Origin of the sequence: Roseovarius sp., assembly GCF_018066915.1 — a bacterium.
Taxonomy (GTDB): domain Bacteria; phylum Pseudomonadota; class Alphaproteobacteria; order Rhodobacterales; family Rhodobacteraceae; genus Roseovarius.
In genome coordinates this window covers 1-20,475 of record NZ_JAGPVV010000263.1, presented here as the reverse complement: position 1 = coordinate 20,475, position 20,475 = coordinate 1, and the positions used below count along the sequence as shown (strand labels likewise).

20 protein-coding genes and 1 pseudogene are annotated in these 20,475 nt (G+C 59.5%); 9 read left to right on the top strand and 12 right to left on the bottom strand.

All coding sequences use genetic code 11. From position 1 onward, the window contains the following. Window positions 1–5: 5 nt before the first annotated feature. Together KBT70_RS14740 and KBT70_RS14735 are read right to left on the bottom strand one after the other, a co-directional pair. Window positions 6–1,226, bottom strand: a complete 1,221-nt coding sequence (locus tag KBT70_RS14740; RefSeq protein ID WP_296635308.1) for an O-antigen ligase family protein — start codon at window positions 1,224–1,226, stop codon at window positions 6–8. A gap of 26 nt (window positions 1,227–1,252) precedes the next feature. Then, the gene (locus tag KBT70_RS14735) at window positions 1,253–2,071 is read right to left on the bottom strand and encodes a family 16 glycosylhydrolase (RefSeq protein WP_296635305.1); all 819 of its coding nucleotides are present in this window, start codon (window positions 2,069–2,071) and stop codon (window positions 1,253–1,255) included. Between the two features lie 291 nt (window positions 2,072–2,362). Between KBT70_RS14735 and KBT70_RS14730 the strand changes: the two genes are divergently transcribed. Together KBT70_RS14730 and KBT70_RS14725 are read left to right on the top strand one after the other, a co-directional pair. Beyond that, window positions 2,363–3,793 (top strand): glycosyltransferase family 2 protein, encoded by a 1,431-nt coding sequence (locus KBT70_RS14730; RefSeq protein ID WP_296635302.1) that lies wholly within the window; start codon window positions 2,363–2,365, stop codon window positions 3,791–3,793. A 2-nt stretch (window positions 3,794–3,795) separates the two neighbouring features. Next, window positions 3,796–4,776, top strand: a complete 981-nt coding sequence (locus tag KBT70_RS14725; RefSeq protein ID WP_296635299.1) for a glycosyltransferase — start codon at window positions 3,796–3,798, stop codon at window positions 4,774–4,776. Window positions 4,777–4,790: 14 nt separating this feature from the next. Here the strand turns inward: KBT70_RS14725 and KBT70_RS14720 are convergent, their stop codons facing one another. The 4 genes from KBT70_RS14720 to KBT70_RS14705 form a co-directional block, all read right to left on the bottom strand. Further along, window positions 4,791–5,054, bottom strand: a complete 264-nt coding sequence (locus tag KBT70_RS14720; protein WP_296635296.1) for a hypothetical protein — start codon at window positions 5,052–5,054, stop codon at window positions 4,791–4,793. A 106-nt stretch (window positions 5,055–5,160) separates the two neighbouring features. After that, window positions 5,161–7,059 (bottom strand): AAA family ATPase, encoded by a 1,899-nt coding sequence (locus KBT70_RS14715; protein ID WP_296635293.1) that lies wholly within the window; start codon window positions 7,057–7,059, stop codon window positions 5,161–5,163. A gap of 22 nt (window positions 7,060–7,081) precedes the next feature. Beyond that, window positions 7,082–8,020 (bottom strand): glycosyltransferase family 2 protein, encoded by a 939-nt coding sequence (locus tag KBT70_RS14710; protein ID WP_296635289.1) that lies wholly within the window; start codon window positions 8,018–8,020, stop codon window positions 7,082–7,084. Next, window positions 8,017–9,003, bottom strand: a complete 987-nt coding sequence (locus KBT70_RS14705; RefSeq protein ID WP_296635285.1) for a glycosyltransferase family 2 protein — start codon at window positions 9,001–9,003, stop codon at window positions 8,017–8,019. Before KBT70_RS14705 ends, KBT70_RS14710 begins: the two co-directional genes overlap by 4 nt. A 327-nt stretch (window positions 9,004–9,330) precedes the next feature. Between KBT70_RS14705 and KBT70_RS14700 the strand changes: the two are divergent. Continuing rightward, a pseudogene (locus KBT70_RS14700) lies at window positions 9,331–9,510 on the top strand (IS21 family transposase); the annotation flags it as partial. Window positions 9,511–9,634: 124 nt separating this feature from the next. Here KBT70_RS14700 and KBT70_RS14695 read toward each other — a convergent pair. From KBT70_RS14695 to KBT70_RS14680, 4 genes are read right to left on the bottom strand one after another with little or no spacing between them, the layout of a single operon-like run. Further along, window positions 9,635–10,546 carry a LysR family transcriptional regulator gene (locus KBT70_RS14695; protein WP_296635282.1) on the bottom strand — a complete coding sequence of 304 codons (912 nt, stop codon included), beginning with the start codon at window positions 10,544–10,546 and terminating at the stop codon, window positions 9,635–9,637. A 4-nt stretch (window positions 10,547–10,550) separates the two neighbouring features. Beyond that, window positions 10,551–11,831: a TRAP transporter large permease gene (locus tag KBT70_RS14690; RefSeq protein WP_296635279.1), complete on the bottom strand. Its 1,281-nt coding sequence runs from the start codon at window positions 11,829–11,831 to the stop codon at window positions 10,551–10,553. After that, a complete protein-coding gene (locus KBT70_RS14685) occupies window positions 11,828–12,322 on the bottom strand; it encodes a TRAP transporter small permease (RefSeq protein ID WP_296635275.1) in 495 nt (164 codons plus the stop codon). The genes KBT70_RS14690 and KBT70_RS14685 overlap by 4 nt, the downstream gene beginning before the upstream one ends. A gap of 18 nt (window positions 12,323–12,340) precedes the next feature. Next, the gene (locus KBT70_RS14680) at window positions 12,341–13,339 is read right to left on the bottom strand and encodes a TRAP transporter substrate-binding protein (protein ID WP_296635273.1); all 999 of its coding nucleotides are present in this window, start codon (window positions 13,337–13,339) and stop codon (window positions 12,341–12,343) included. A gap of 253 nt (window positions 13,340–13,592) precedes the next feature. On the opposite strand from KBT70_RS14680, the gene KBT70_RS14675 reads away from it, so the two are divergent. Then, on the top strand, window positions 13,593–14,465 hold the full coding sequence (locus tag KBT70_RS14675; RefSeq protein ID WP_296635270.1) for a polysaccharide deacetylase family protein: 873 nt from the start codon (window positions 13,593–13,595) through the stop codon (window positions 14,463–14,465). 115 nt (window positions 14,466–14,580) lie between these two features. Here KBT70_RS14675 and KBT70_RS14670 read toward each other — a convergent pair whose 3' ends face one another. Further along, window positions 14,581–15,915 carry a PLP-dependent aminotransferase family protein gene (locus KBT70_RS14670; RefSeq protein ID WP_296635265.1) on the bottom strand — a complete coding sequence of 445 codons (1,335 nt, stop codon included), beginning with the start codon at window positions 15,913–15,915 and terminating at the stop codon, window positions 14,581–14,583. A 152-nt stretch (window positions 15,916–16,067) separates the two neighbouring features. On the opposite strand from KBT70_RS14670, the gene KBT70_RS20750 reads away from it, so the two are divergent. The 3 genes from KBT70_RS20750 to KBT70_RS14655 all read left to right on the top strand — a co-directional run bounded on the left by KBT70_RS20750 (window position 16,068) and on the right by KBT70_RS14655 (window position 17,775). Then, window positions 16,068–16,295 carry a DUF1127 domain-containing protein gene (locus tag KBT70_RS20750; RefSeq protein ID WP_363270714.1) on the top strand — a complete coding sequence of 76 codons (228 nt, stop codon included), beginning with the start codon at window positions 16,068–16,070 and terminating at the stop codon, window positions 16,293–16,295. 285 nt (window positions 16,296–16,580) lie between these two features. After that, complete coding sequence (locus tag KBT70_RS14660) at window positions 16,581–17,183, top strand: hypothetical protein (protein WP_296635262.1); 603 nt, start codon at window positions 16,581–16,583, stop codon at window positions 17,181–17,183. A gap of 34 nt (window positions 17,184–17,217) precedes the next feature. Beyond that, complete coding sequence (locus tag KBT70_RS14655) at window positions 17,218–17,775, top strand: YceI family protein (RefSeq protein ID WP_296635257.1); 558 nt, start codon at window positions 17,218–17,220, stop codon at window positions 17,773–17,775. A gap of 174 nt (window positions 17,776–17,949) precedes the next feature. Here the strand turns inward: KBT70_RS14655 and KBT70_RS14650 are convergent, their stop codons facing one another. Then, window positions 17,950–18,447, bottom strand: a complete 498-nt coding sequence (locus KBT70_RS14650; RefSeq protein ID WP_296635253.1) for a hypothetical protein — start codon at window positions 18,445–18,447, stop codon at window positions 17,950–17,952. Window positions 18,448–18,813: 366 nt separating this feature from the next. Here KBT70_RS14650 and KBT70_RS14645 point away from each other — a divergent pair, with 366 nt between their 5' ends. After that, window positions 18,814–20,049: an MFS transporter gene (locus KBT70_RS14645; protein ID WP_296635249.1), complete on the top strand. Its 1,236-nt coding sequence runs from the start codon at window positions 18,814–18,816 to the stop codon at window positions 20,047–20,049. 55 nt (window positions 20,050–20,104) lie between these two features. After that, the coding region (locus KBT70_RS14640; RefSeq protein WP_296635246.1) for a class I tRNA ligase family protein at window positions 20,105–20,475 on the top strand (371 nt) is incomplete at its 3' end.

The window sequence follows — 20,475 nt, the reverse complement described above, 5'->3', positions numbered from 1 at the left end:
GATCGCTACCGCATCGCACGCAGTTCCCGCACCGCATAGGCGAAGGCGCAGATGATCAGCACGGTGCGCAGGCTGAACTGAAAGAACACCGGCACCTCGACAAAGCTGATCATGATCACGATCACCACCATAACAAACATTAGTGTGGCTTCGGCGCTGCGCGACCGCAGAGCCCAAACATAGGTCACAACGGCAGCGCCGTATAGCACACCAACCTGCAATGCCACGCCCACGAGACCGATTTCGACCGCGTTCGACAGGTAGGTGTTGTGAAAATTGAAACCGCTCCGGCCATCAATACCGAATTGCGCCCAGAGGGCCTCGGCGGGGGCGTGCCCCTGCACCCAAAAGGCCTGATAGCCGACGCCGAACAGCGGGCGTTGCGCAATCAGATCCGTGGCCATCCGCCAGAGGTCCGTGCGCCCGGTCAGTGTCGCATCCTTGCCCATCATTTCGAGGGCTGTGCGCACAAGCGCGTCCATGTTCACCGCAACCAGAAGCACTCCAAGGCTGACACCGAGCAGGACTGCAATGATCGTAACAGCCCGCTGCAACGGGGTGAGCCTGTAGAGGATGAGCAAGCCAGCCTGGATCAGGAGCGCGGGAGGGATGAGCAGCAGGGCGCTCATGGACTGCGCCTGAAGCAGCAGGATGCCCCCCGTCATGATGCCGAAACAGGCCATCAGGCGAAATCGGTAGCTGGCGCTGCTGTCGAGGGCCTGCGCGACCGAGATCACGACGAAGATGGCGGCAGCTCCGGCCAGTGCATTCTTGCTTCCGTAAATGCCCAGCCAAGCTCCGGTATCGGCGCGCACCTGCCCGACCAATACACTCGCCACCATCGCAATTGCGAAACACAAGAACAGCAGCCGACCGAACAGCCGGGGACTGATCCGGGTCACAATCATCAGGGCGATGACCATCGTGACCATAAGTTGCAGCCCATACCGAAAGCTCAGCCCCGGAAATTGTGACCACGCAAAGCTCATCAGACAATAGGCCGGAAGACACAGCAGATACCAGTAATTGAGGCACACGGCGGCGACCCGCGTCCAGTGCCGCGCGCAGAGAAGAACGCCTGCGATCAAAAAAAGCAGCGCGCCATAGGTGCGAAGCATCGGGACGAGCACCAGTGCCGCGACAGCTATTCCGGCGAGCACCCCATCGAGCGATATCTCGACGACATGGGCCGGGGCAGCGATGTACCGCCGCGAGACGGGGACCATTTCACGCTCATGCCCCGCTCCGGATATCATTCCAATTTACAGAGTAGGGAGGCTGGAAACTGGCAGCTTTCGCCCTCTGCCGTAAAGGCGATCCAGTCGACGTTCATCGTCAGATCCTGCTCCGGTTCGTCGAAACGCCCCATCCAGTTGGGAAAAGAGTCGCTGCCCCAGAAACTGGCATAGATCTTTTGTGCATCAGTGGGCAGCGGCGACCCGGCGGCGGTTTCGTGCATTTTGACGCCATCGACATACCAGGTGATGCCGTCCTTCGACCATACAAAGGAGTACGTGATAAAGCCGTCGTCCGACGGATGTGGCAGGGGCACGGGTTTGCCGTTGTGGGGCTTTCCAGCAACATAGGTGTTCAGACTTACCCGCGAGGTGTCGCGCGTCAGAACTTCAAAGTCGATCTCGCCGTGTGGCTTGCCGTGATGCGGGCCAATATAGGTGAAAAAGGCGGCGTTGAGTCCCGAGCCCTGCGCCGTGCGAAATCGCGCTTCGTAAACCCCGTAGCCATATCTCTCGCGGGATTGGATCTCTCCACAGATGTAATCGAGTTTCTCGGTCGGGTGACGGAGAAACTGAAGGTTGAGATATCCGTCCGACACTGACATCGCGTCCTTGGACCACCGGCAATTCTGCCAGGTCCCATTCACCCAACCGTCCGAGATTCCCCAGAGCGATTTATCAAAACTGTCAAAATCGTCGAAAAAGCTGGAGCCTTGCGGGATTTCCTCCGCCGCCGGTACGGGCGGTGCAAGACTGAAAGCGACAAGCGCCGCGCCGAAGGACCTTGCAAGCCTTGCGGAATGGCAGGCGGAGGGAAAGAGGCGAATCTTTGGCATGGAGCACTCCTGAAGCTGGACGGTGGACGGCATGTCGGGCCGAGCTTTCTGGGAATCGCGATCCAATGCAAAGCGCATGGGCGCCGTTTCGCCGTGATCGGCAAGAGGCTGCCAGAATGCCGTGCCACCGGCGGAAATCCGTTTATGGCACAGCCCGTCCCTATGACTTTCTGCCAAACGGGTATTGTCTCAGAGCGCTGTGGCGGGTCAGATTGATGACCTATCCGGCACACTGTGCTGTCAGGCAATGACTGCGTACGGGTCGATGGCAAGGAGAAAGGACCATGTCCCATGGTAGAACGCCACCAGACAGTCGGGGCGCAACCCGCACATCATATCGCTGGACGAGATCCGTTAGTGTCTGTCATCATGGCGAATTTCAATGGGGCGGCGCATCTTGCGAGTGCTGTGCATTCCGTTCTTGCCCAGTCTGTTGAGGATATCGAACTGCTGGTCGTCGACGATGCCTCGACCGACGCCAGCGTGCAACTTGTGACCGAGATCATTGCAGGAGATCAGCGCGTGAAGCTGTTCCGCTCGGACGTCAATACCGGCCCAGCAGCAGCCCGGAACCGGGCGATGGACATGGCAAGAGGGACATGGATCGCGATCGTCGACTCGGATGATCTGCTGCATCCTGAACGCTTCGAGCGATTGATCGGCGCGGCACACACCTTGGGGGCCGATGTAATCGCCGATGATCTGATCCGCTTTCACGATGGCCCGTCCGACGAGGAATCCAGTACGCTTCTGGGCGACACCCGCCAGATGGAACCAGTCCGCATCACGCCTGCGATGATGCTCGGGACAGGGGCGGGCGGGCTGCTCGGTTATCTCAAGCCGATGCTCCGCCGTGAATGTATTGGTGCCCTTCGGTACCGCGAGGATATCCGCATTGGTGAGGATCACGAATTCTACATGCGCTTCCTGCTCGGCGGCGGGAACATGTATCTGATACCACAGTCCTATTACCTCTATCGACAACACCCGGCGTCAATTTCGCACCGGTTGAAGCCCGCGGACCTCACTGCGATGATCAAGGCCCAGGATGATCTGGTGCCGTTGATGTCAGAGGCTGAGCGCGCGCTCGCGTCGCGTCGGCGGCTTGCGATGGAGCGGTCAAAGCGGTTCGAAGCTTGCGTTGCCGACATTAGGGCGAGGCGAATTCTGTCAGCGCTCGGGCGGACCCTCGGCCATCCAGGGACCGCCTTTGCGCTCGCCCGTCTGGCCTCTCGGCGTGTGGCGCGCCGCTTGCGGCGCAAGAGTCCTCAACCACTGGCAACTCCGGATATCCTGCTCGCGCCGCCAAACGAGAAACTGCCGGAGCATTCCGGTTTCAGTGGCATGTTGCGACATATTGCTATTCCCCATTCCACTGACGCATGGACCGCGACCGACTGGGCAAAGGTGACAGCGGCCACACAGCATCCCGCGACGCGGGTGATTGCCGTTGGCGGTGTCGGGCTCTTTGCGCTTGGATATGTCTCCGCGCCGCAGCGCGTGCTGCTCGGTCAAGCCGGAAGCGATTGGCCCATAGGTGCAAAGCGATTGCTCGCGAACGGCTATGCCATCCTCTCCCCTGCGACCAGCTTAGCCCATTCCGATGCCAAAACTGCGGCGCGGCGCACCCTATCCCTGATACCCGCCCCGGCACCTGAAAACGAAGCCCCACCGCCACGACCATCGCCGGTTCACGCCGCAATCACGACAAAGGCTTGTTGATCATGTCTCTTTCTCATGCCCTCGTTCATGTACGTACTCCGACTTACCGTCGGCCCGAACCGCTTCACCGCTGCCTGACAAGTCTCATTGAACAGTCCCATGGCAACTGGGTTTGCGACGTCTACGATGACGACCCGGAAGGCTCTGCAAGAGACGTTGTTAAGGCTTTCTCGGACGACCGCATCACCTACAACCACAACCGGCCACAGCGATTTGCGTCACGTAATATCGACAAGTGCTTCTCACGGGACAATCCGCGCGAGGCTGATTATTTCTGTGTGGTGGAGGATGACAACTTCATTCTGCCGCGCTTCATGGAAGACAACATCGCGCTCTGCCATCGCGAGAATGTTCAGATCGTCCTGCGCAACCAACTCGTGGAACATCACAGCGACACCCCTGATGCGCGGTTGAGCAAAAGCGGGCTTCTCGATGACAAGCTGAGTGCCGGGCGCTACGAGCCGGATGTATTCCGCCTGAGCCTGATCGCGGATATCGGAGTCTCCAACGGCGGCCTTTTCTGGTCTCGTGAGGCCTCGTCGGAACTGGAGGTGAGTGTTCCGTGCAGTGCCACGCTGCAGGAATACATGCGCACCTTCGCGATCACTGAACCGATCTACGTGGCGCTCGAACCGCTGGCCGTCTGGGCGGAGAACGGCGATGCGACCCAACGCGACCACGGGTTAAACGTGGGATATTTCAACCGCGAACTGACGCTCAAACATTCCATAGGCATTCTGCAACGGCGCGCCTGGACTATTGCACGCGCCGAAGATCGCGCCAACTTTCTCATCCATCCTCAATTTTGCTATTCACGGGAATCGCGCGCTCGCGGCCTCGTGAAATCGCACATCAGGCTGGGCGCAGGGACGGCTCTCCGGTGGAAGGAAGCGCTGCGCCTTGCCGTACGCGGCGGACTGATCCGGCTGATCGGTCGTCCAGAGCCTGGGCTACACCAGTTCCTCCAAGCACAGGCGAACTGATCTTGGGGATCAAATCAGTGAGAGGAATCGTTTGCACCGCGCACCGACTGGGACGGAGGATGCCGCTCTTTCTCTGCACGACTGGGGTCGTCCCGCCCGGAAGAGTTCGGCAGATAGGCAACGACGACCAGCATCACGAAATACCCCACCTGCAGGACAATTGCGGTCACGATAAGACGCAGAGCCACCGTCGCAAACCCTGCGCCCTGTGCAAGCGACCAGGCCCCTACGAGAATCATCGCGACCAAAAGAAATGCGGCAAATACCACCAAACGCATTCCAGAACCCTCACCCCCGTGCTGAATTGAAGAGCAGCATAACGGATAATCAGGGTGCAGGCTACCGAAGTGCCGACATGCGCGCAAGTATGAGGACCAGTCGTGCCTATCCGTATTTCTCTTCCAAATAGGTTTCCCAACTGCCAGGCCTCGCGAACTTGCGCAGCCGTCGCATTTCCACCTTGTTCAGAACGATTCCCAGCACTTTCCGCGCGACTTCAGGTTCCATTCTGAGATAATCTCGGACAAGAGTGCGCGGTGTTTTACCCCAAGCACATTGCAGGATTATGTGGTCGATCCGCGACAGCATGATCTTGGTGTCGGCAATTGTTCCCAGCGGTGGCAGGTCGAGCACCACGAAATCGTACCGGTGTCGCAGAGACTCGATCAGGGCCGTCATCGTCTGCCTCATCAGAGCATCACTGGAGCGTCGCGGATTGTGCTCTGGAATGCAGGGTAAGAAATCGAGACCCGACACCGACACTGTTTTCAGCGCCTCATCCAGTGTCGCGGTTCCGTCGAGGATGCGTATCAGATCCGCCCCTTGATTGCACTGGAGCATCCTGGTCAGCGCAGACCGATGGAGATCGAGATCAACCAAGAGCGTTCGAGCACCCGATTGGGCGACAAGGTTTGCATAATTGGCGGCGAGGGTTGTCTTGCCTTCTCCCGCGACCATCGAGGACACGCCGATCACCTGTGCGCCAGTGTCGGTGGGCGCCAGCATGACCGTACTCTGCACATTCCGCAGAGTGTCGGCCAAGAGTGATTGGGAATCGAGCAACGACATGAACAGACTGGGGGCTGTCGATTGCACCACGCTGCGGGCATCGGTGTCGCCATTATTTTTCCCGTTTTCGCTCTTACCGCGCGGTGCTTGCCGAGACAGCGCAGCAGTGTCGAAAAGTGGCATGTAACCGAGGAACGGCTTGCCGGTATCGACCCAAACGTCTTCGCCGACACGAAACGCACGCTCGCGGGTTTCGCGCAGGATGGCGATAACAAACCCGACCATGAAACCAAGGATCGTCGCGATCGCAGCAGACTGCCATAGCTTCGGAAGATCTGGCTTTTTCGGCACCGCTGCCTCGCTCAGGATGCGCCCATTGGTGACCGGGTATGACCCCTCGATAGTGACCATCTCATAGCGAGACGACAGAGTTTGCTGCAACGTCTCAAGATTGGCTGCCCGCTGCGCGAGCGCCTTCAGCGCTTTTGTGTCAGGGGGAGTTTGGGCGCGCAGCGCCTCTGCGCGCATCTGTATGGCTTCGCTTTCCCGCTGCAATTCGCCAATCCGCGCTTGCATCCATTCAGCCATGCGCGCCGTCACTTCCATTTTTGCGTTCAGATGGGCCGCAAGATACGATTCAGCATAGGTATTGACGATAGCGGCGGCGAGCGCGGGCTCCGGCCCGATATAGCTGATATCAATTGTGAAGCTCTGCCCGATCCGGTCGATGCCGACGTCCCGTTGCAATATGAGGGCAGCTCTCTTGATTGCCGAATCCTCCGAATTATCGGGAAGAGGCGACGGTGTCTCGGGAGCGGACTCGATCACGTTCTGCACCGCATCCTGCACCGCAGAGAGCATGCTGCGCGCCAGCGATTCGGGCGGATTCAGAAAAATCGGCATCTCATGCAAGCTAAGCCGTCGCGCCACCTCTTCGGCAAGTCGCAGCGAACGGAGCACCTGAATTTCGTTCAAAAGCGAGGTGTCGTTGCGCAGAAAGGGCGTGGTCGGTGTGATCTCACCACCAGATTCGTCCATCCGCACATCCACAAGCACAGTCGCAGCGCTGTAATAGAGCGGCGGAGTGGTCATGTGCTTGACCAAGCCAAGGCCGAGACCGAGAGCCGTGCAGAGCATCAGCGGCCAACGCTGCCGTCGGGCCGCCGCCAGCAGATCGCCAAGCGTCGTCGTCCGATCCTGCGCCGGGGAACGGTTCAATGTGTCCGGCCTGAAATCCGCGTCATGGATCTTCATCCCCAGATCATTGAGCATCATGTCAGACCCCTCGCAATCACTGTCAATTTTCCCCTCGCTGAACCGAACCCGAACCGTAGAGTTCGAGTTCACGCATGCCGGTCAGACCCATGAACACGCCAATGTGCAGCGTTCCGCGCAGCAAAGCCGCGTTGCGCCGCGTGGTGTCGAAGCCGCCAAGAACGGCTGCACCACAGCAATAGGTGACCTTTGCCAATGCCACAGCCAGATTGCTCAGCAAGCGCCCCGCGCCAATCTTTTGGCGCAGCATTCGCCCATGGGTTTGCCCCATTCGGAACCGCCGCCGCAACAGCCAGCCATAGGCGAGCCGTTCGGTGGGCACATCCTCATGGACCAAGGCACGTTCCGCATAGCCGATTTTGCCACCTGCTTTGTGGATTTCATCGAAGAACAGGCTATCCTCGCCGCCGGTCTTGCCAAGAGCCAGATCAAAGCGGCGGTCGCACACCGCTGACGCGTGCCGGTCTATGATGACATTACAGGTATAGCCTGTCCGGATCTCACCCTTGACCCAAACCGGGCGCGTGGAGTGTATCTCCAGATTGCACATCCACGATGGGGCGCTCTGGTCGTATACGCCTTCGACCGGACCCAGCACGACATCGGCATCAACACGCCGCAATTCTTCGACCAGCGCGCAAAGCCAATCGGACGAGGCGGTCTCATCATCATCTATGAAGGCGAGATACCGCGCCCGGCAATGATCCAAAGCGCCATTGCGGGCGATCGAGATATTTCCCTCGGGGCAATGCACATAACGCAGCGGAACAGGAAACGTCTCGGCAATGCCCTCAACCAGCGGCCGTGCGCTAGGGGTTGTATCGTTATCTATGACGAGCACCGACAGGGTAAAATCATCCGGCACGCGTAACGACGCAAGCGACTCCAGAGTGACGCTCAACTGGGGTCGGCGATAGGTGCAGACGCACACCTCGATACTGTCATTGTGACAAGCAGTCATCGGGCGTTTCCAGGGGACGCCACTGAGCCACCAGAGAACAGAGACCCGACCATCTGCCACCAGAATCCGGTTGACCACGCGACATGCATCAGCATTGCCGAGACACTGGACAACACAAGCCATGCGCGCCGGTGGTGGAACGCCAGAAACACGCCCGACGCAATGCAGACCGCCAACCACAAAGCCACTGGTACCGCGAATATCCAGTGAACGCCAATCAACGCGGATAACACAATAGCAGGCAGCACCATCATGACCTTCATCTGGCGTAGCTGCGGCGCAACGGCATGCTTGCGCATCGTGCGCGCGCGACCGCAGCCATAGTTGAAGTATTGCCGCGTCAAGGCACCGAGCGAACGGCGCGGGATATAGGTGATGACCGGGTCGGCGGTCAGCCAGATGCAGTAGCCGTTCCGCCTCAGCCTGAGGTCGAGTTCGGCATCCTCGTTATGCGAGAAACTGGGATCATAGCCCCCCACGTCCCGAAACGCATCCAGACGGAACAGCGCATGGTGGCCGTGGTCAACAAACCGCCCCTCAGAACGCCTGCGGTGGCGCGAGCCGCCATTCCCGACAGTCGAGTTCTGCGCCACGGCGTTGAGAACGGCCACGCCCTGCTCTCCCTCCGCGATCATGCTGACGACAACGCTATCAGCACCGCTGCGGTCCATCTCAGCCAAAAGCCGGGCACAGTAATCATCTGGATAGCGGCAGTGCGCGTCGATTCGGATCAAGTGACTTGATACGCCCCGGTCCTCAGCCACCGCCAGATTGATCGCAGCACTCTGGATGCGTTGCGGATTATGCAGCAGCGAGATGCGGGCATCGCGGCTGGCTATGGCAGAAGCGATCTCCCATGTTCCATCGGTACTGCCGCCATCGACCACCACGATCCGTCCGCCAATCTGATCCGTCGTCTTGACAAGCTGCGCCAGAAGGGTCGCGATGTGTTCAGCCTCGTCTAGGCAGGGTATGACGATCAACGGGACCTGCTTGGCACCCTTCGGGGTTTCTGAAATATCTGTCCTCACGGCATGACCTTTGTCTGGGCATAAAAAATGCAGCTTCGGTACCGATCCGGTCCGACTGCCTGTCTGGCAAGGTTTGCGCGCCTTGATAGTCTTGGCACCTCCGCCCCACCCACGCAACCAAGGCACGCTATCCGGCCAAGGGACGGCTGGAGTCTGCCGGTTGATGGCTGTTTCTTGCCCATCGATAGAAAACTCTGACCCGCCAACGGTTGAAATCATGGCGCGCATCGGGTTTGGTAACGTTTAATCTCGGGTTAACTTCGCCTCGGTGTTCGTCACCGATCAAATCGGCAGCGTGAACAGCAGACGACGAGGCGCGGGACCTTTGTGCTGCTGCATTTTGATCCTGGCGAAGCTTTCCAGTTTGACTGGAGCGAAGACTTTCCGGTTCTGGGCTGCGAGCGCACGAAGTTGCAGATGGCCCATACCAAGCTGTCAAACAGCCGGGCCTTGCTGCTGTAGAGCCTGCGAGTAAGAACGGCCGCTTTGCACGTACTGCGATAGCTGCCCTAAAGATTTCTCGTTTCCAGGCGCGACGTTACATCACAATCATGTTGACGGATCGTGCAGCAAAGAACAGCGCTCAGACGCGCATTTCGCTGAACACGTCCGAGACGACCTTGCGCAACCACTTCTGGCCCGGCTCGCGCTCTGTTCTGAGGTCCCAGCAAAGATCGAAGGAAAATACCACTTCCTGCAACGGCAGGGGCGCAGACCGCAGGTTGTTCAATCGAGGGTCCAGCGAGAACAGGCGTCGTGGGGCAATGGCGATAAGGTCTGAATTGGCCACGATATCGGGTATTTCAAACCAGCTTGCGACCGTCATTGCCATGTGCCGCGTCAATCCGCGTGCCGCCAGCGCGTCGTCGATGACGGTCGTGCCCGTCGCCGATTGCGACAATTTCACGTGGGCCAATTCAGCGTATAATTCGGCGGTCATCGGCTCGTGCGCGCGCGGATGGTCGCGCCGCATCAGGACGACAATCTCGTCAGCGAGCAGCCGCTGGGACCGGACCATTTCCGGTTGCAGACGCCCCGGTGTCAGACGCACCTGCATGTCGACGCGGTCCCAGACGCTCTCCGGCGAAATGGTAAAGGGCAGGATGTCGATGGACACGCCCGGGGCTTCGACCTGCAGCCGTTCAGCAAGCCGCGGCAGCAGAAAAGCTGAGACATAGTCAGCCACCTGCATGGTAAAAACCCGCTCGGCCTTGGCGGGAAGAAACTGGTGCTGCAAGGAAATAGCTGTCGAGATAAAGCCGAGACCGCGCTCGATATCGGCATAGAGCTCTCGGGCGCGCTCGGTGGGCCTTACACCCTCTGCTGTCCGAAAGAAAAGCTCGTCGTTCAACATCACGCGCAGCCGTGCCAGCGCGTGGCTGACGGCGGAAGGCGACAGACCGATCTCTTCCGCCGCACCCGCAATCGAACCACGATTCATGATTGCCCGAAAGATAACCAGCAGGTTCAGGTCAAAATTGCGCAAGTTCACCATGGCGTCACCGCAGTAACTCGACGATTGTCAGGGTCACCGGCGGCACGAAAGCCACCAGAAGCAAGACCCCGATCATCACCCCCAGCATGGGCATCAAGGGTCGGGCGATCTGGCCGATCCTAAGCCCACTGATCGCCGCCCCCACAAAAATCGTGTAGCCAAAAGGTGGCGTGGCCATCCCGATGGTGAAATTGATCGCGACCATCGCCCCGAACTGGACAGGATCCATCCCAAGCTGCTCTCCGATGGGTACAAGAAACGACGCCAGAATGATCATCGCGGCGAGATTGTCCATGACGCAGCCGATCACCAACAACAGCAAATTGACCATTAGCAGGTAAAGCATGGGGGTGTCGGCAAATACGTCCAGCGTGTGCGTGACTTTCCCGGGCAGTTGTTCAAATGCCATGACCCAGCCAAATCCGTTCGCCAGAGCAATAATGAACATGACGATGGTCATGGTCTTGAGCGATCCGCGCGTGACAGGGACGATGGTCTGCAAAGTCAGTTCCCGGTAAACACCGAAGCCCAGAATGATCGCGAATGCGGCGGCGACGATGGCCGCTTCGGTCGGCGTGACGATGCCGCCATAGATTCCGCCCAAAACGATGATCGGCCCGCACAAAGCCCACTTTGCCGCATTGAAGGCGGCCCAGACTTCGGCGCGGGTGGCCTTGGGTTGGGCTGCGATCTCGTGCTTGCGCGCGTGGTTCCAGCACAGCACCATGAGGCCAAGGGCCAGCAGTATCCCTGGAGCGATGCCAGCCAGGAACAGATCGCTGATCGACGTTTCGGACATGACGCCCCAGACCACCATTGGGATCGACGGGGGCAGCATGGGTCCGATGATGCCACCGGCGACCGCGAGGGCCGTCGCGAAAGCACGCGAGTATCCGCGCTTTTCCATCTCGGGGATCATGATGGCACCGATGGCCGCTGTGGTGGCGGGGGCGGAGCCCGAGAGCGCGGCAAAGAAAGCAGCCGCCAGAACCGCAACCATGCCGAGGCCCCCAGTGCGATGGCGAACCAGCACGTCCGCGAACCCGACAAGACGGCGCGAAATGCCACCCGCTGTCATCAGGTCCCCCGCCAGGATGAAGAACGGAATGGCCAGTAGGCTGAAGGATTGCGTGCCCGACACCATGCGCTGCGCAAAGATCATCATGTCGATGTCGGCAGTCCAAAGCGCGCCAATCGTGGCAAGCCCGACCGCAAAGGCCAAAGGCACACGCAGCAATAACATCAAGGGCAGGCCAAGCGTCAGTACGAGTACGGTGTTGCTCATGCGATTGCCTCGGCGGGGTCCGGTTGCACAAAGAGCCGGGCGACCCCGTGCAGGATGAAAAGCGCGCCGCATACCGGCACACAAAGATAAAGCGCCTCTATGGGAATTTGCAGCGCTGCACTCTTTTGCCCCGCCGTGCGCAACACATAGTCGCTGCCTGCGGTAAGAGTGATCCACCCAAAGAAAACAGCCAAGGCGGCGACCCAGCGATTGGCCCATCCTTGCAGCCGCACGAACCGCGAAGGGATGGTTTCAATGGCGACATGAAACCCCTCGCGAAGACCCACGGTCGCATAGAGGAGCACCAGCCAGGCAAAGAGAATGATCGCCAGTTCCTCGGTCCAGCTGGGTGGTGAGCCATGGAAATATCGCATCAGGACTTGTGTCAGCAAAAGGCCAAGTATCACGAAGATCAGTCCAACGCATAAATTGGCCACCAGCCGCGAGATCACGCGGCTGGTGGTATCGATGCAAGATGCAATTTTCCTCAACGGACCAATCCAATTGCGTCAGTTCGAGGACACGGCTTGAAGCGCGTTCTCAAGAAGTTCGGTGCCGATGGTTGGCTCGAAGCGTTCGTATACCGGCCCAACCTTGGCCCGGAACGCCGCGACATCATCAATATCGTTGACTTCCATGCCCTTCTCCTGAAGGGCAGCGACCGTGTCAGCCTCAGCTGCCGCCACCGTCTTACGCTGTGTTACAATCGCGGCGCGGCCCGCATCCATCACCGCCTGCTGCACATCCTCTGGCAGACGCGCGAGGCTGCGTTCGGACATCAGCAGATGGATCGCGGAATAGGTGTGCCGCGTAAAGCTGAGAAACTTGGTGACGTCAGCGTAATTGTTGGAATTGACCACAGAAGTGGGAATCTCCAGACCATCGACTGTACCCTGTTGCATGGCGGTGAAAACTTCACCCCAGGCCATCGGAACGGGGCTGCCACCAAGTGACGAAAACATCTCGATGAACACGGGGTTCTGCATGGTGCGGTATTTGACGCCTTCGACATCCTCGGGCGTGCGCACGGGCCGAGTGTTGTTGATCATATTGCGAAACCCGCCTTCCGCGGCACCGAGAGAGACGACACCGTCGTCGCGCAGGTTGGCGGCAAGCTGGGCGCCAACTTCGCCATCAAGAACCATATGCGCCTGCTCGGCACTGCCAAACAGGAACGGCAGATCGACAAGCTGGTAGGTCGGCTCAAGATTGGCGACCACGGCATTGGTGATCACCCCCATGTCGATGGTGCCAAATTGCAGACCTTCAAGGATCTCCTTGTCGTCGCCCAATTGGCGGTTGGGAAAGAGCTGCACCTCGACCCGGCCGGGCATCGCGGCTTCAAGCTCTTTCTTGAAGGCATGCGCAGTTATCGCATAGGGGTCGGTGGGGCTGTCCGCCGTGAGCCATGCAAGCTTCAGCTCATATTCCGCAGCGTGCGCGGCTCCCGTCAGGGCCGCTGTTGTCAGCAACGCACCAAAAAGTCTGCGCGTCAAAGTCATGGTCATCAGGTATCCTCCCTTAGATGAATTCCGGGCCGAAATCATGCGGCGTCCGAAACGTCTGTGAAAAGACTACGCAGGTGATGCCCAATGCAAACAGTGCATAATTTACACATTAACCTGCATGTCCTGCATGTTATCAAATGCATATCATGCAGTAAGGCGTGAAAGAAATGAAGTTTTCGCAGGTCCTGCATGACCCTATTCTGTTGAAAATGCAGCACTCGGTACCGGCATGACCGGAAGAATGGGGACGACCATGTCAGAGACTGAATGCGAAAATGGCCTTGGAAAGCAGGGCCTATGCTGGCCGGGGGGACGCCGGATCGCAGTTGTCTTCAACCTTGCCTATGAGATGTGGTCGCCCGGCGCCACGTCCGGCGTCGGTCCGATGGGCAACTTGCTGGCAGATGGTCTGTTCGATCCCAATGCCGACAGCTACGGGCGCTACAACGCCACTCACGGCATCCCACGACTGGTTTCGATCCTTGAACGCCACGGCATATCAGCGACGCTCATGACCTCGGGTTTGGTGGCGGAAGCCTTTCCAGACCAACTGCGCACCTACGCCGAGCGAGGACACGATATTGTCGGGCATGGGCTGGCTCAGAATATGATCTTCCCAACCCTGTCCACGCAAGACGCGCTGCATTCCATCACCCGAACGACCAAACTGATCGAAGCGGCGACTGGCCGACGTCCTGTCGGCTGGATCAGCCCTAGGGTGACGTCGTCGACCGATATACAAGAAATGTTGTCGGCGCAGGGCTATGCTTGGCACGCGGATGTGCTGGACGGCGACCATCCTTACATCCAGCAATTTAGAGATGGCAGTATCCTCGCCATCCCCATGTCTGTCGAGTTCAACGACCTGCCGCACGCAATGCGTTTTGGCCGGACGCCCAGACAATTTGTCGATCTCTTCAACGAGGCCCTCGCCGGGATTCGGGCGCAACCTGCAGAAACCATCATCCTTGACATACTTGCCCACGGTCACTGCTATGGCCGCCCCGCCGCGGCCTGGGCCATCGACGAAATTGCAAAGATATGCCGAAACGATGAAACAATCTGGTTAACAACCCGATCCGAAATCTCGACACTTTGCGCCGGGCTGGGCAAAGGCCCTATTTGAATAGGGCAGTGCAGGTCTACGTCGTGGTAAGTAAAATATGTGAGCCCACCCTGCGTCGTGCAGCGATCACCTTGACTGGCAACTTTGTGCCACGTCGCAGGATCTGGAAGACCCTTTACCCATCTACCAGCGACTTTGGATTGGCCAGCAATTCGTTCATGTCTGACATGGCTTTAAGGAACAAGGCGTCAGACGCGCATGTATTTACCGCGAGTCGCACTGCATTCGGGGACCTGCAGTTTGGCAAAGCAAATTCATCTGCAGGCTTGATCAAAATGTCCCGCTTCTCGCAGGCCATAGCAAAACCTGATGCTCGCCATCCCTGTGGCATGTTCAGGTATACGAAGGGTGCATCTTCCCGCCATCGCAAATCCCAAGCGCCAAGAGCATTGACTGCCATCCGTGCCCGCCTTGCGGTCTCTGCTATGACACGATCACGAATTTTGAACGCAGCCCCGCTCACAATCAGTTCGTGGCACAGATCCAGAATTGGCTGTGCCACCCCGTAAAACGAGCTTTGCGCGACTTGTCTCAGTTCTTTATCACGCCCGACCGGGGCTATGGCGTATCCAAACCGTAATGCCCCACTGACTGACTTGGTCAGGGACGAAACAAGGTAGCTCTGGTCGGGCAGGATCGAACGATAGCTGGGGATTTCGCTCGGAGCCGTCGTATGGCAATCATCTTCTATGATTGTAATGTCCAATTCACGTGCGACCTGAGCTATTTCCTGTCTGCGCGCGAGGCTTGTCCGGATTGTTGTCGGGCTATGCACTTCAGCTGCAGTCAGCAGAATTCGACCACCATGATCGCGGCAGGCCTGTCTGAAAAATTCTGGTATGATGCCCTCCTCATCCATCGGCAAGCCGACCGTCTGAGCGCGCAGCAAGCGAGCGGCATGACGCGTGCCGGGGTAACCTAGCTCTTCCGTCATGATGATCGGATTTTGACCGCTCAGTTCGGCCTGCAGCGCCAAGAGGCAACAGTTTTGTGCGCCGTTTCCCAGAACGACATTCTCGGGTTCAACTCCGCCCAATCGGTCCTGGTCAATCCAGGATGCGACGGCAATACGTGCTTCCAGATCCGTTTCCGTGGTCGGGTAGTTGATGTGACGACGCCGGTGGGTTTCGGCCAGCTTGATCAGGACAGCATCTATTGTTTGACCCTGCCCAACATCAGGAACGCGGCTACTTCGAAAGTCTGCAACCGCATCGAGGGGCAAATTTACCAAAGGGGTCACGGGTTCGATTTTCACAGCCCGTCCCGCCGCCACGAAAGTGCCGCGGCCCACCTCTGCCCGAAGACGCCCTTCCTCGGTCAACAGGGAATAGGCCCGCGCAACAGTGCCCGGCGTCACTTTCACGCGGAAGGCAAGATCGCGCACGGGCGGCAGTTTCATTCCGGGTGCAAGACGCCCTGTTGCGATGCCTTCGCGAATGGCTTGTGCCAAGGCTTTGTACTTGGACTTCCCTGAAGGTGGCAGGTCAATCGGCCAAATTGTACTAGGCACAATCATTTTGTATCCCTCATGGCCGATTTATTGTATCGTGTTATTGTGCTGATTTTTAATATTGTGTCAATACAATTAAGAGGAACGTCTCCATGGCACCATCGCTTCACACAGCAAAGCTTGCGCTTCTGAACGATCAGGCGCGCCTTCCGCCAGTCGCGCATATCTTGATAGCCATGGCGATCATGGTGACAAAATGGGACCAGCACCGGCGTACGCGCAAAGCTTTGAATGGCCTTGAGCCGCATCTCCTCGAGGATGTTGGGCTCACTCGGGATGCTGCATGTAATGAAGCTAGCAAGCCGTTCTGGAAAGATTAGGGATGGCTCTTTAGCGGACAGTTGGCAACGGCGGCAATCATCCGATTGGACGGCACTGGCACCGCTCGCCGGTCGTCGATCATGCACCTGCACCGACTGTCCCATCTAGCTTGGGCGGCGGTGTAGCACCGAACACGTCGGCGAGCAGAAGGTCAGGTCCGCAAACACGAGGAAGAACATGTGCTGGAGACGCGTGATCCTTCACGCGCGCGCTGCCGCGCGGCTCAGCGTTTAACACCATCACCCCCAATTGAGAACATTTAGCGAACACGCTATTCTCCCCCCATGACGATTCCGCTTCTCACCCGCGACAGCCACCGCCCCGCCCTGCGCCTGCTGGGCGCGCTCGACCTGCCCCTCACCCGCCTGCACGAAGCCTGCGGCCCCGCCCGCCACAGCTTTGCGATGCTCCTCGTCGGGGCCCTGCGCGGCCCCGTGCTCTGGATCGCCCCCGCTTGGGCGCGCGACCGCCTCAACCCCGATGGCATCTGCCCCCTCACCGGGGCCGGGAATGGCCCGGAATCCCTCATCTTTGTCACGCCTGAGCGGCGCGAGGATCTCTTGTGGTGCATGGAAGAGGCGCTGCGCAGCGGGGCCGCCCCCCTCATCATCGCCGACCTGCCAGAGCCGCCCGCCCTCACCCCGGTCCGCCGCCTGCATCTCGCCGCCGAAGAAGGCGCGGCGCGCGGTCACCACCGCCCCTTGGGCCTGATCCTCACCCCGGGTGAAGGCGGCGCGCCGGGGGTGGAAACCCGCTGGCACATGGCCCCGGCGCATGAGCCACAGATCGACCGCTGGCACCTCACCCGCCGCCGCGCCCGCACAGCACCCCCCGCCGCATGGCACCTCACCGGCCAGCCCGGCACATGGGCGCTCAAGCAAACGTGACATCCGTTTGCCCGCGCCGCGCGTATCTTCTCTTATGATCCGCCGCATCGCCCTTGCCCTCTGCGTGATGACCGCGCAGGCCACCGCCGCGCCTGAGAGCTATCGCCTCGACACGGCCCGCTCCACCGTGGGCTTCACCTATGACTTTCCCATCGGCAACAATCGCGGCACCATGCCGATCACGGCGGCCGAAATGCGGATCGACCTTGATGATCTTGACACGAGCCGGATCAACGTGACGCTCGACGCGACCGGCGTCCGCGCAGACCTCCCCTTCGCCGCAGAGGCGATGAAAGGGTCCGAGTTGCTCGACGCCGCCCGCCATCCCACCATCACGTTCCGCTCGACCGCGATCACCGGCACGCTGCAAGAGGCCCAGATCACCGGCCTCCTCACCGTGCGCGGCACCACCCACCCCATCACCCTCACCGCTGGCCTCTACCGTCAACCCGGCACCGACCCCAAGGACCTCTCCCACCTCACGATCCTGCTCACCGGCACCCTCAACCGCCACACCTTCGGCGCCTCAGGATATGCAAACCTCGTAGGCCCCGAGATCGGGTTGAGGATCGTGGCAAGGGTGGAGAGGTAGGGGGAGGAAGCATAGGGTCGTTTCAAAGACTGACTGCCCTCAGCCCCGCGGCGAAGCACCAGCCCTAGACATGAGTTTTCGATAGCTGACCTTCACCGCGCGCGTCGCGAGTTGGTAAGATGCGGACGAAGTTGCCGTTTGACCTACAAATGCAAATGTCTGTTATCTTCAAATCTAATCGTTCTTGAAAGCAGCAGGCTTTCCGACCATCCACTTAACGACAATTGCTATGACCGCTCCAGTTGCGATGAAGAGTAGTGTGTTTTGCGCCAACACCTGCCAGCCATATGGCGTTAGAATTCCATCGATTGATCTGACATAGCCATCGCCACCAATACGTGAGTTAAAGTTGGGATTGTTAGATTGCCGCCAACCGGAGTAGCGACCAATCGCGATACTCATTGTCGCCAAAACCGTAGCTATTGCAGCGCCCCAACAAGCTGCGGAAATCCAAGTGATTTCTTTTTGCATGAACCGTTTGAGGATTGGCGCTCCTACCACCCAGCAACACAATAAGGCAAACGGAACACCCAAAATTGCTCCACCAATAATGCCGCCGGGGTTTGCGTTGAGTACAGAGGGCACCCCGACCACAGCTAGGTAACCCAGCAAAGCCGACAAATTGACAGCTTTGATCCATTGCTTGCGGGAATACACAGGCCAGTCACTCATGGTGGGACCCTATCGAAGTCAGCGGAAACTTCAAGACAGGTATCCCACAAGCCGACGTTCGCTGCATCGTGTCAGCTTGGGAGGTATGTGCTCGAACCAAACCTTCGCCGCAGGCTACACGAAAGGCCTCTATCGGGAAACGACACCACCTTTGCATATCCCGTTTCCCGCGCTTTGCTGTCATTCGCATGGACTTCAACCACAGATCGGACACGCGTCCCTCCAAGTGGCCCCATTCCCACCGCCCCCCCAATCCCCATCCTTCCCACACCCTCACCCGCCATTCGCACCCCCCTGCCCGAAACCGACGCATCATGTCGAAAACATCTGGTCCGCCACCTCACGTCCTGCCATGGTGGCCCCACCATGCGCCTGCTCATTTCCTTTGCCGCCCTCTTTCTCTCGGTCGTGCTCCTGCAACTCTCGACAGGCGGGGTGGGGCCACTTGATGCGCTCTCGGGTCTGGCGCTCGATTTCACCACGGCCCAGATCGGACTCCTTGGCTCGGCGCATTTCGTGGGCTTCTTCATCGGCTGCTGGTTCGCGCCCCGCCTGATGGGCACCATCGGGCACTCCCGCGCCTTCGCTGCCTTTACCTCCGCCGGGGCCATCGGCCTCTTGGCGCATATGCTGGTGATCGACCCCTACGCTTGGGCCTTGATGCGTGTGGCCTCTGGCCTCTGCGTCGCAGGCTGCTACACCGTGATCGAGGCCTGGCTTCAGGCCAAGGTCACGAACGAGACGCGCGGTCGCGCCATGGGCATTTACCGTGTGGTGGACATGGGCGCATCTCTCGCTGCCCAATTGCTGATTTCCATATTGGCCCCCGCCTCTTACGTCTCTTACAACCTTCTGGCGCTGCTCTGCTGCGCGGCCCTCTTGCCACTCACCCTCTCGCGCCTGCGCGAGCCGGAAACACCCGAGGCCCCGCGCCTGCGCCCCATGCTGCTCATCGCCTGCTCGCCACTGGCGGCGGCGGGCGTGCTGGTCGCGGCCCTCTCCAGCGCGTCCTTTCGCATGGTCGGGCCACTTTACGGACAGCAAGTCGGCCTTGCCGTGGACCAGATCGCAGGCTTTCTCGCGGTCTTCGTTCTGGGCGGTGCCGTGGCGCAATACCCGGTCGGCTGGCTTGCGGATCGTTACGATCGCCGCTGGGTCCTGATCGGACTCTCGGTCGCGGCAATCCTGTCCTCGGTCGCCACCGCCATGACCGAAAATCTCGACACATTCGGCATCCTGATGACCGCCTTCTTCTTTGGCATGACCACCTTTCCCATCTATTCCGTCAGCGCCGCCCACGCCCATGACTTCGCCGAAGCGCATGAACGGGTCGAACTTTCCGCCGCCCTCATGTTCTTCTTCGCCGTGGGGGCGATTGCCGCCCCGCTCATGGCCTCCACCCTGATCGAGGTTTACGGCCCCCCCGCGATGTTCGTGATGATCGCCGCTGGTCACGCCCTCCTTGTCGTCTTTGGCCTCTACCGCATGCGCGCCCGCCCCACCGCCGAACGCCGCACGGCCTATGTCTGGTCGCCGCGCACCTCCTTCCTCATTGGCCGCCTCACCGGGCGCAGCCGCGACAGGGACGGGAACGAGCGCTAGAACTGCCCGCAAAACCGCGCTAAACGGGGCCAAACCGTCAAGGAACAGGCGCGATATGGCACGGCATCTCATCACCTCGGCAATCCCCTATATCAACGGGATCAAGCATCTCGGCAATCTCGTGGGCTCTCAGCTTCCGGCGGATCTCTTTGCCCGCTACTGCCGCGCCCGCGGCCACGAGGTGCTGTTTCTCTGCGCCACCGACGAGCATGGCACCCCCGCCGAACTCGCCGCCGCCAAGGCAGGGCAGCCCGTGGCCGAGTACTGCGCGGAAATGCACGCCGTTCAGGCCGACATCGCACGCGACTTCCGCCTCAGCTTCGATCACTTCGGGCGCTCCTCCTCGCCTCAGAACCGCAAGCTGACCCAGCATTTCGCCAAGCGCCTGCATGATCAGGGCCTGATCCGCGACGTCTCGGAAACCCA

Coding starts and splice junctions, on each gene's coding strand:
- KBT70_RS14690 (WP_296635279.1), bottom strand. CDS start 11,831: ATGAGCAACACCGTACTCGTACTGACGCTTGGCCTGCCCTTGATGTTA.
- KBT70_RS14695 (WP_296635282.1), bottom strand. CDS start 10,546: ATGGTGAACTTGCGCAATTTTGACCTGAACCTGCTGGTTATCTTTCGG.
- KBT70_RS14655 (WP_296635257.1), top strand. CDS start 17,218: ATGATCCGCCGCATCGCCCTTGCCCTCTGCGTGATGACCGCGCAGGCC.
- KBT70_RS14735 (WP_296635305.1), bottom strand. CDS start 2,071: ATGCCAAAGATTCGCCTCTTTCCCTCCGCCTGCCATTCCGCAAGGCTT.
- KBT70_RS14725 (WP_296635299.1), top strand. CDS start 3,796: ATGTCTCTTTCTCATGCCCTCGTTCATGTACGTACTCCGACTTACCGT.
- KBT70_RS14720 (WP_296635296.1), bottom strand. CDS start 5,054: ATGCGTTTGGTGGTATTTGCCGCATTTCTTTTGGTCGCGATGATTCTC.
- KBT70_RS14660 (WP_296635262.1), top strand. CDS start 16,581: ATGACGATTCCGCTTCTCACCCGCGACAGCCACCGCCCCGCCCTGCGC.
- KBT70_RS14710 (WP_296635289.1), bottom strand. CDS start 8,020: ATGACTGCTTGTCACAATGACAGTATCGAGGTGTGCGTCTGCACCTAT.
- KBT70_RS14650 (WP_296635253.1), bottom strand. CDS start 18,447: ATGAGTGACTGGCCTGTGTATTCCCGCAAGCAATGGATCAAAGCTGTC.
- KBT70_RS14715 (WP_296635293.1), bottom strand. CDS start 7,059: ATGATGCTCAATGATCTGGGGATGAAGATCCATGACGCGGATTTCAGG.
- KBT70_RS14645 (WP_296635249.1), top strand. CDS start 18,814: ATGCGCCTGCTCATTTCCTTTGCCGCCCTCTTTCTCTCGGTCGTGCTC.
- KBT70_RS20750 (WP_363270714.1), top strand. CDS start 16,068: ATGGCACCATCGCTTCACACAGCAAAGCTTGCGCTTCTGAACGATCAG.
- KBT70_RS14680 (WP_296635273.1), bottom strand. CDS start 13,339: ATGACCATGACTTTGACGCGCAGACTTTTTGGTGCGTTGCTGACAACA.
- KBT70_RS14730 (WP_296635302.1), top strand. CDS start 2,363: ATGGTAGAACGCCACCAGACAGTCGGGGCGCAACCCGCACATCATATC.
- KBT70_RS14740 (WP_296635308.1), bottom strand. CDS start 1,226: ATGGTCCCCGTCTCGCGGCGGTACATCGCTGCCCCGGCCCATGTCGTC.
- KBT70_RS14675 (WP_296635270.1), top strand. CDS start 13,593: ATGTCAGAGACTGAATGCGAAAATGGCCTTGGAAAGCAGGGCCTATGC.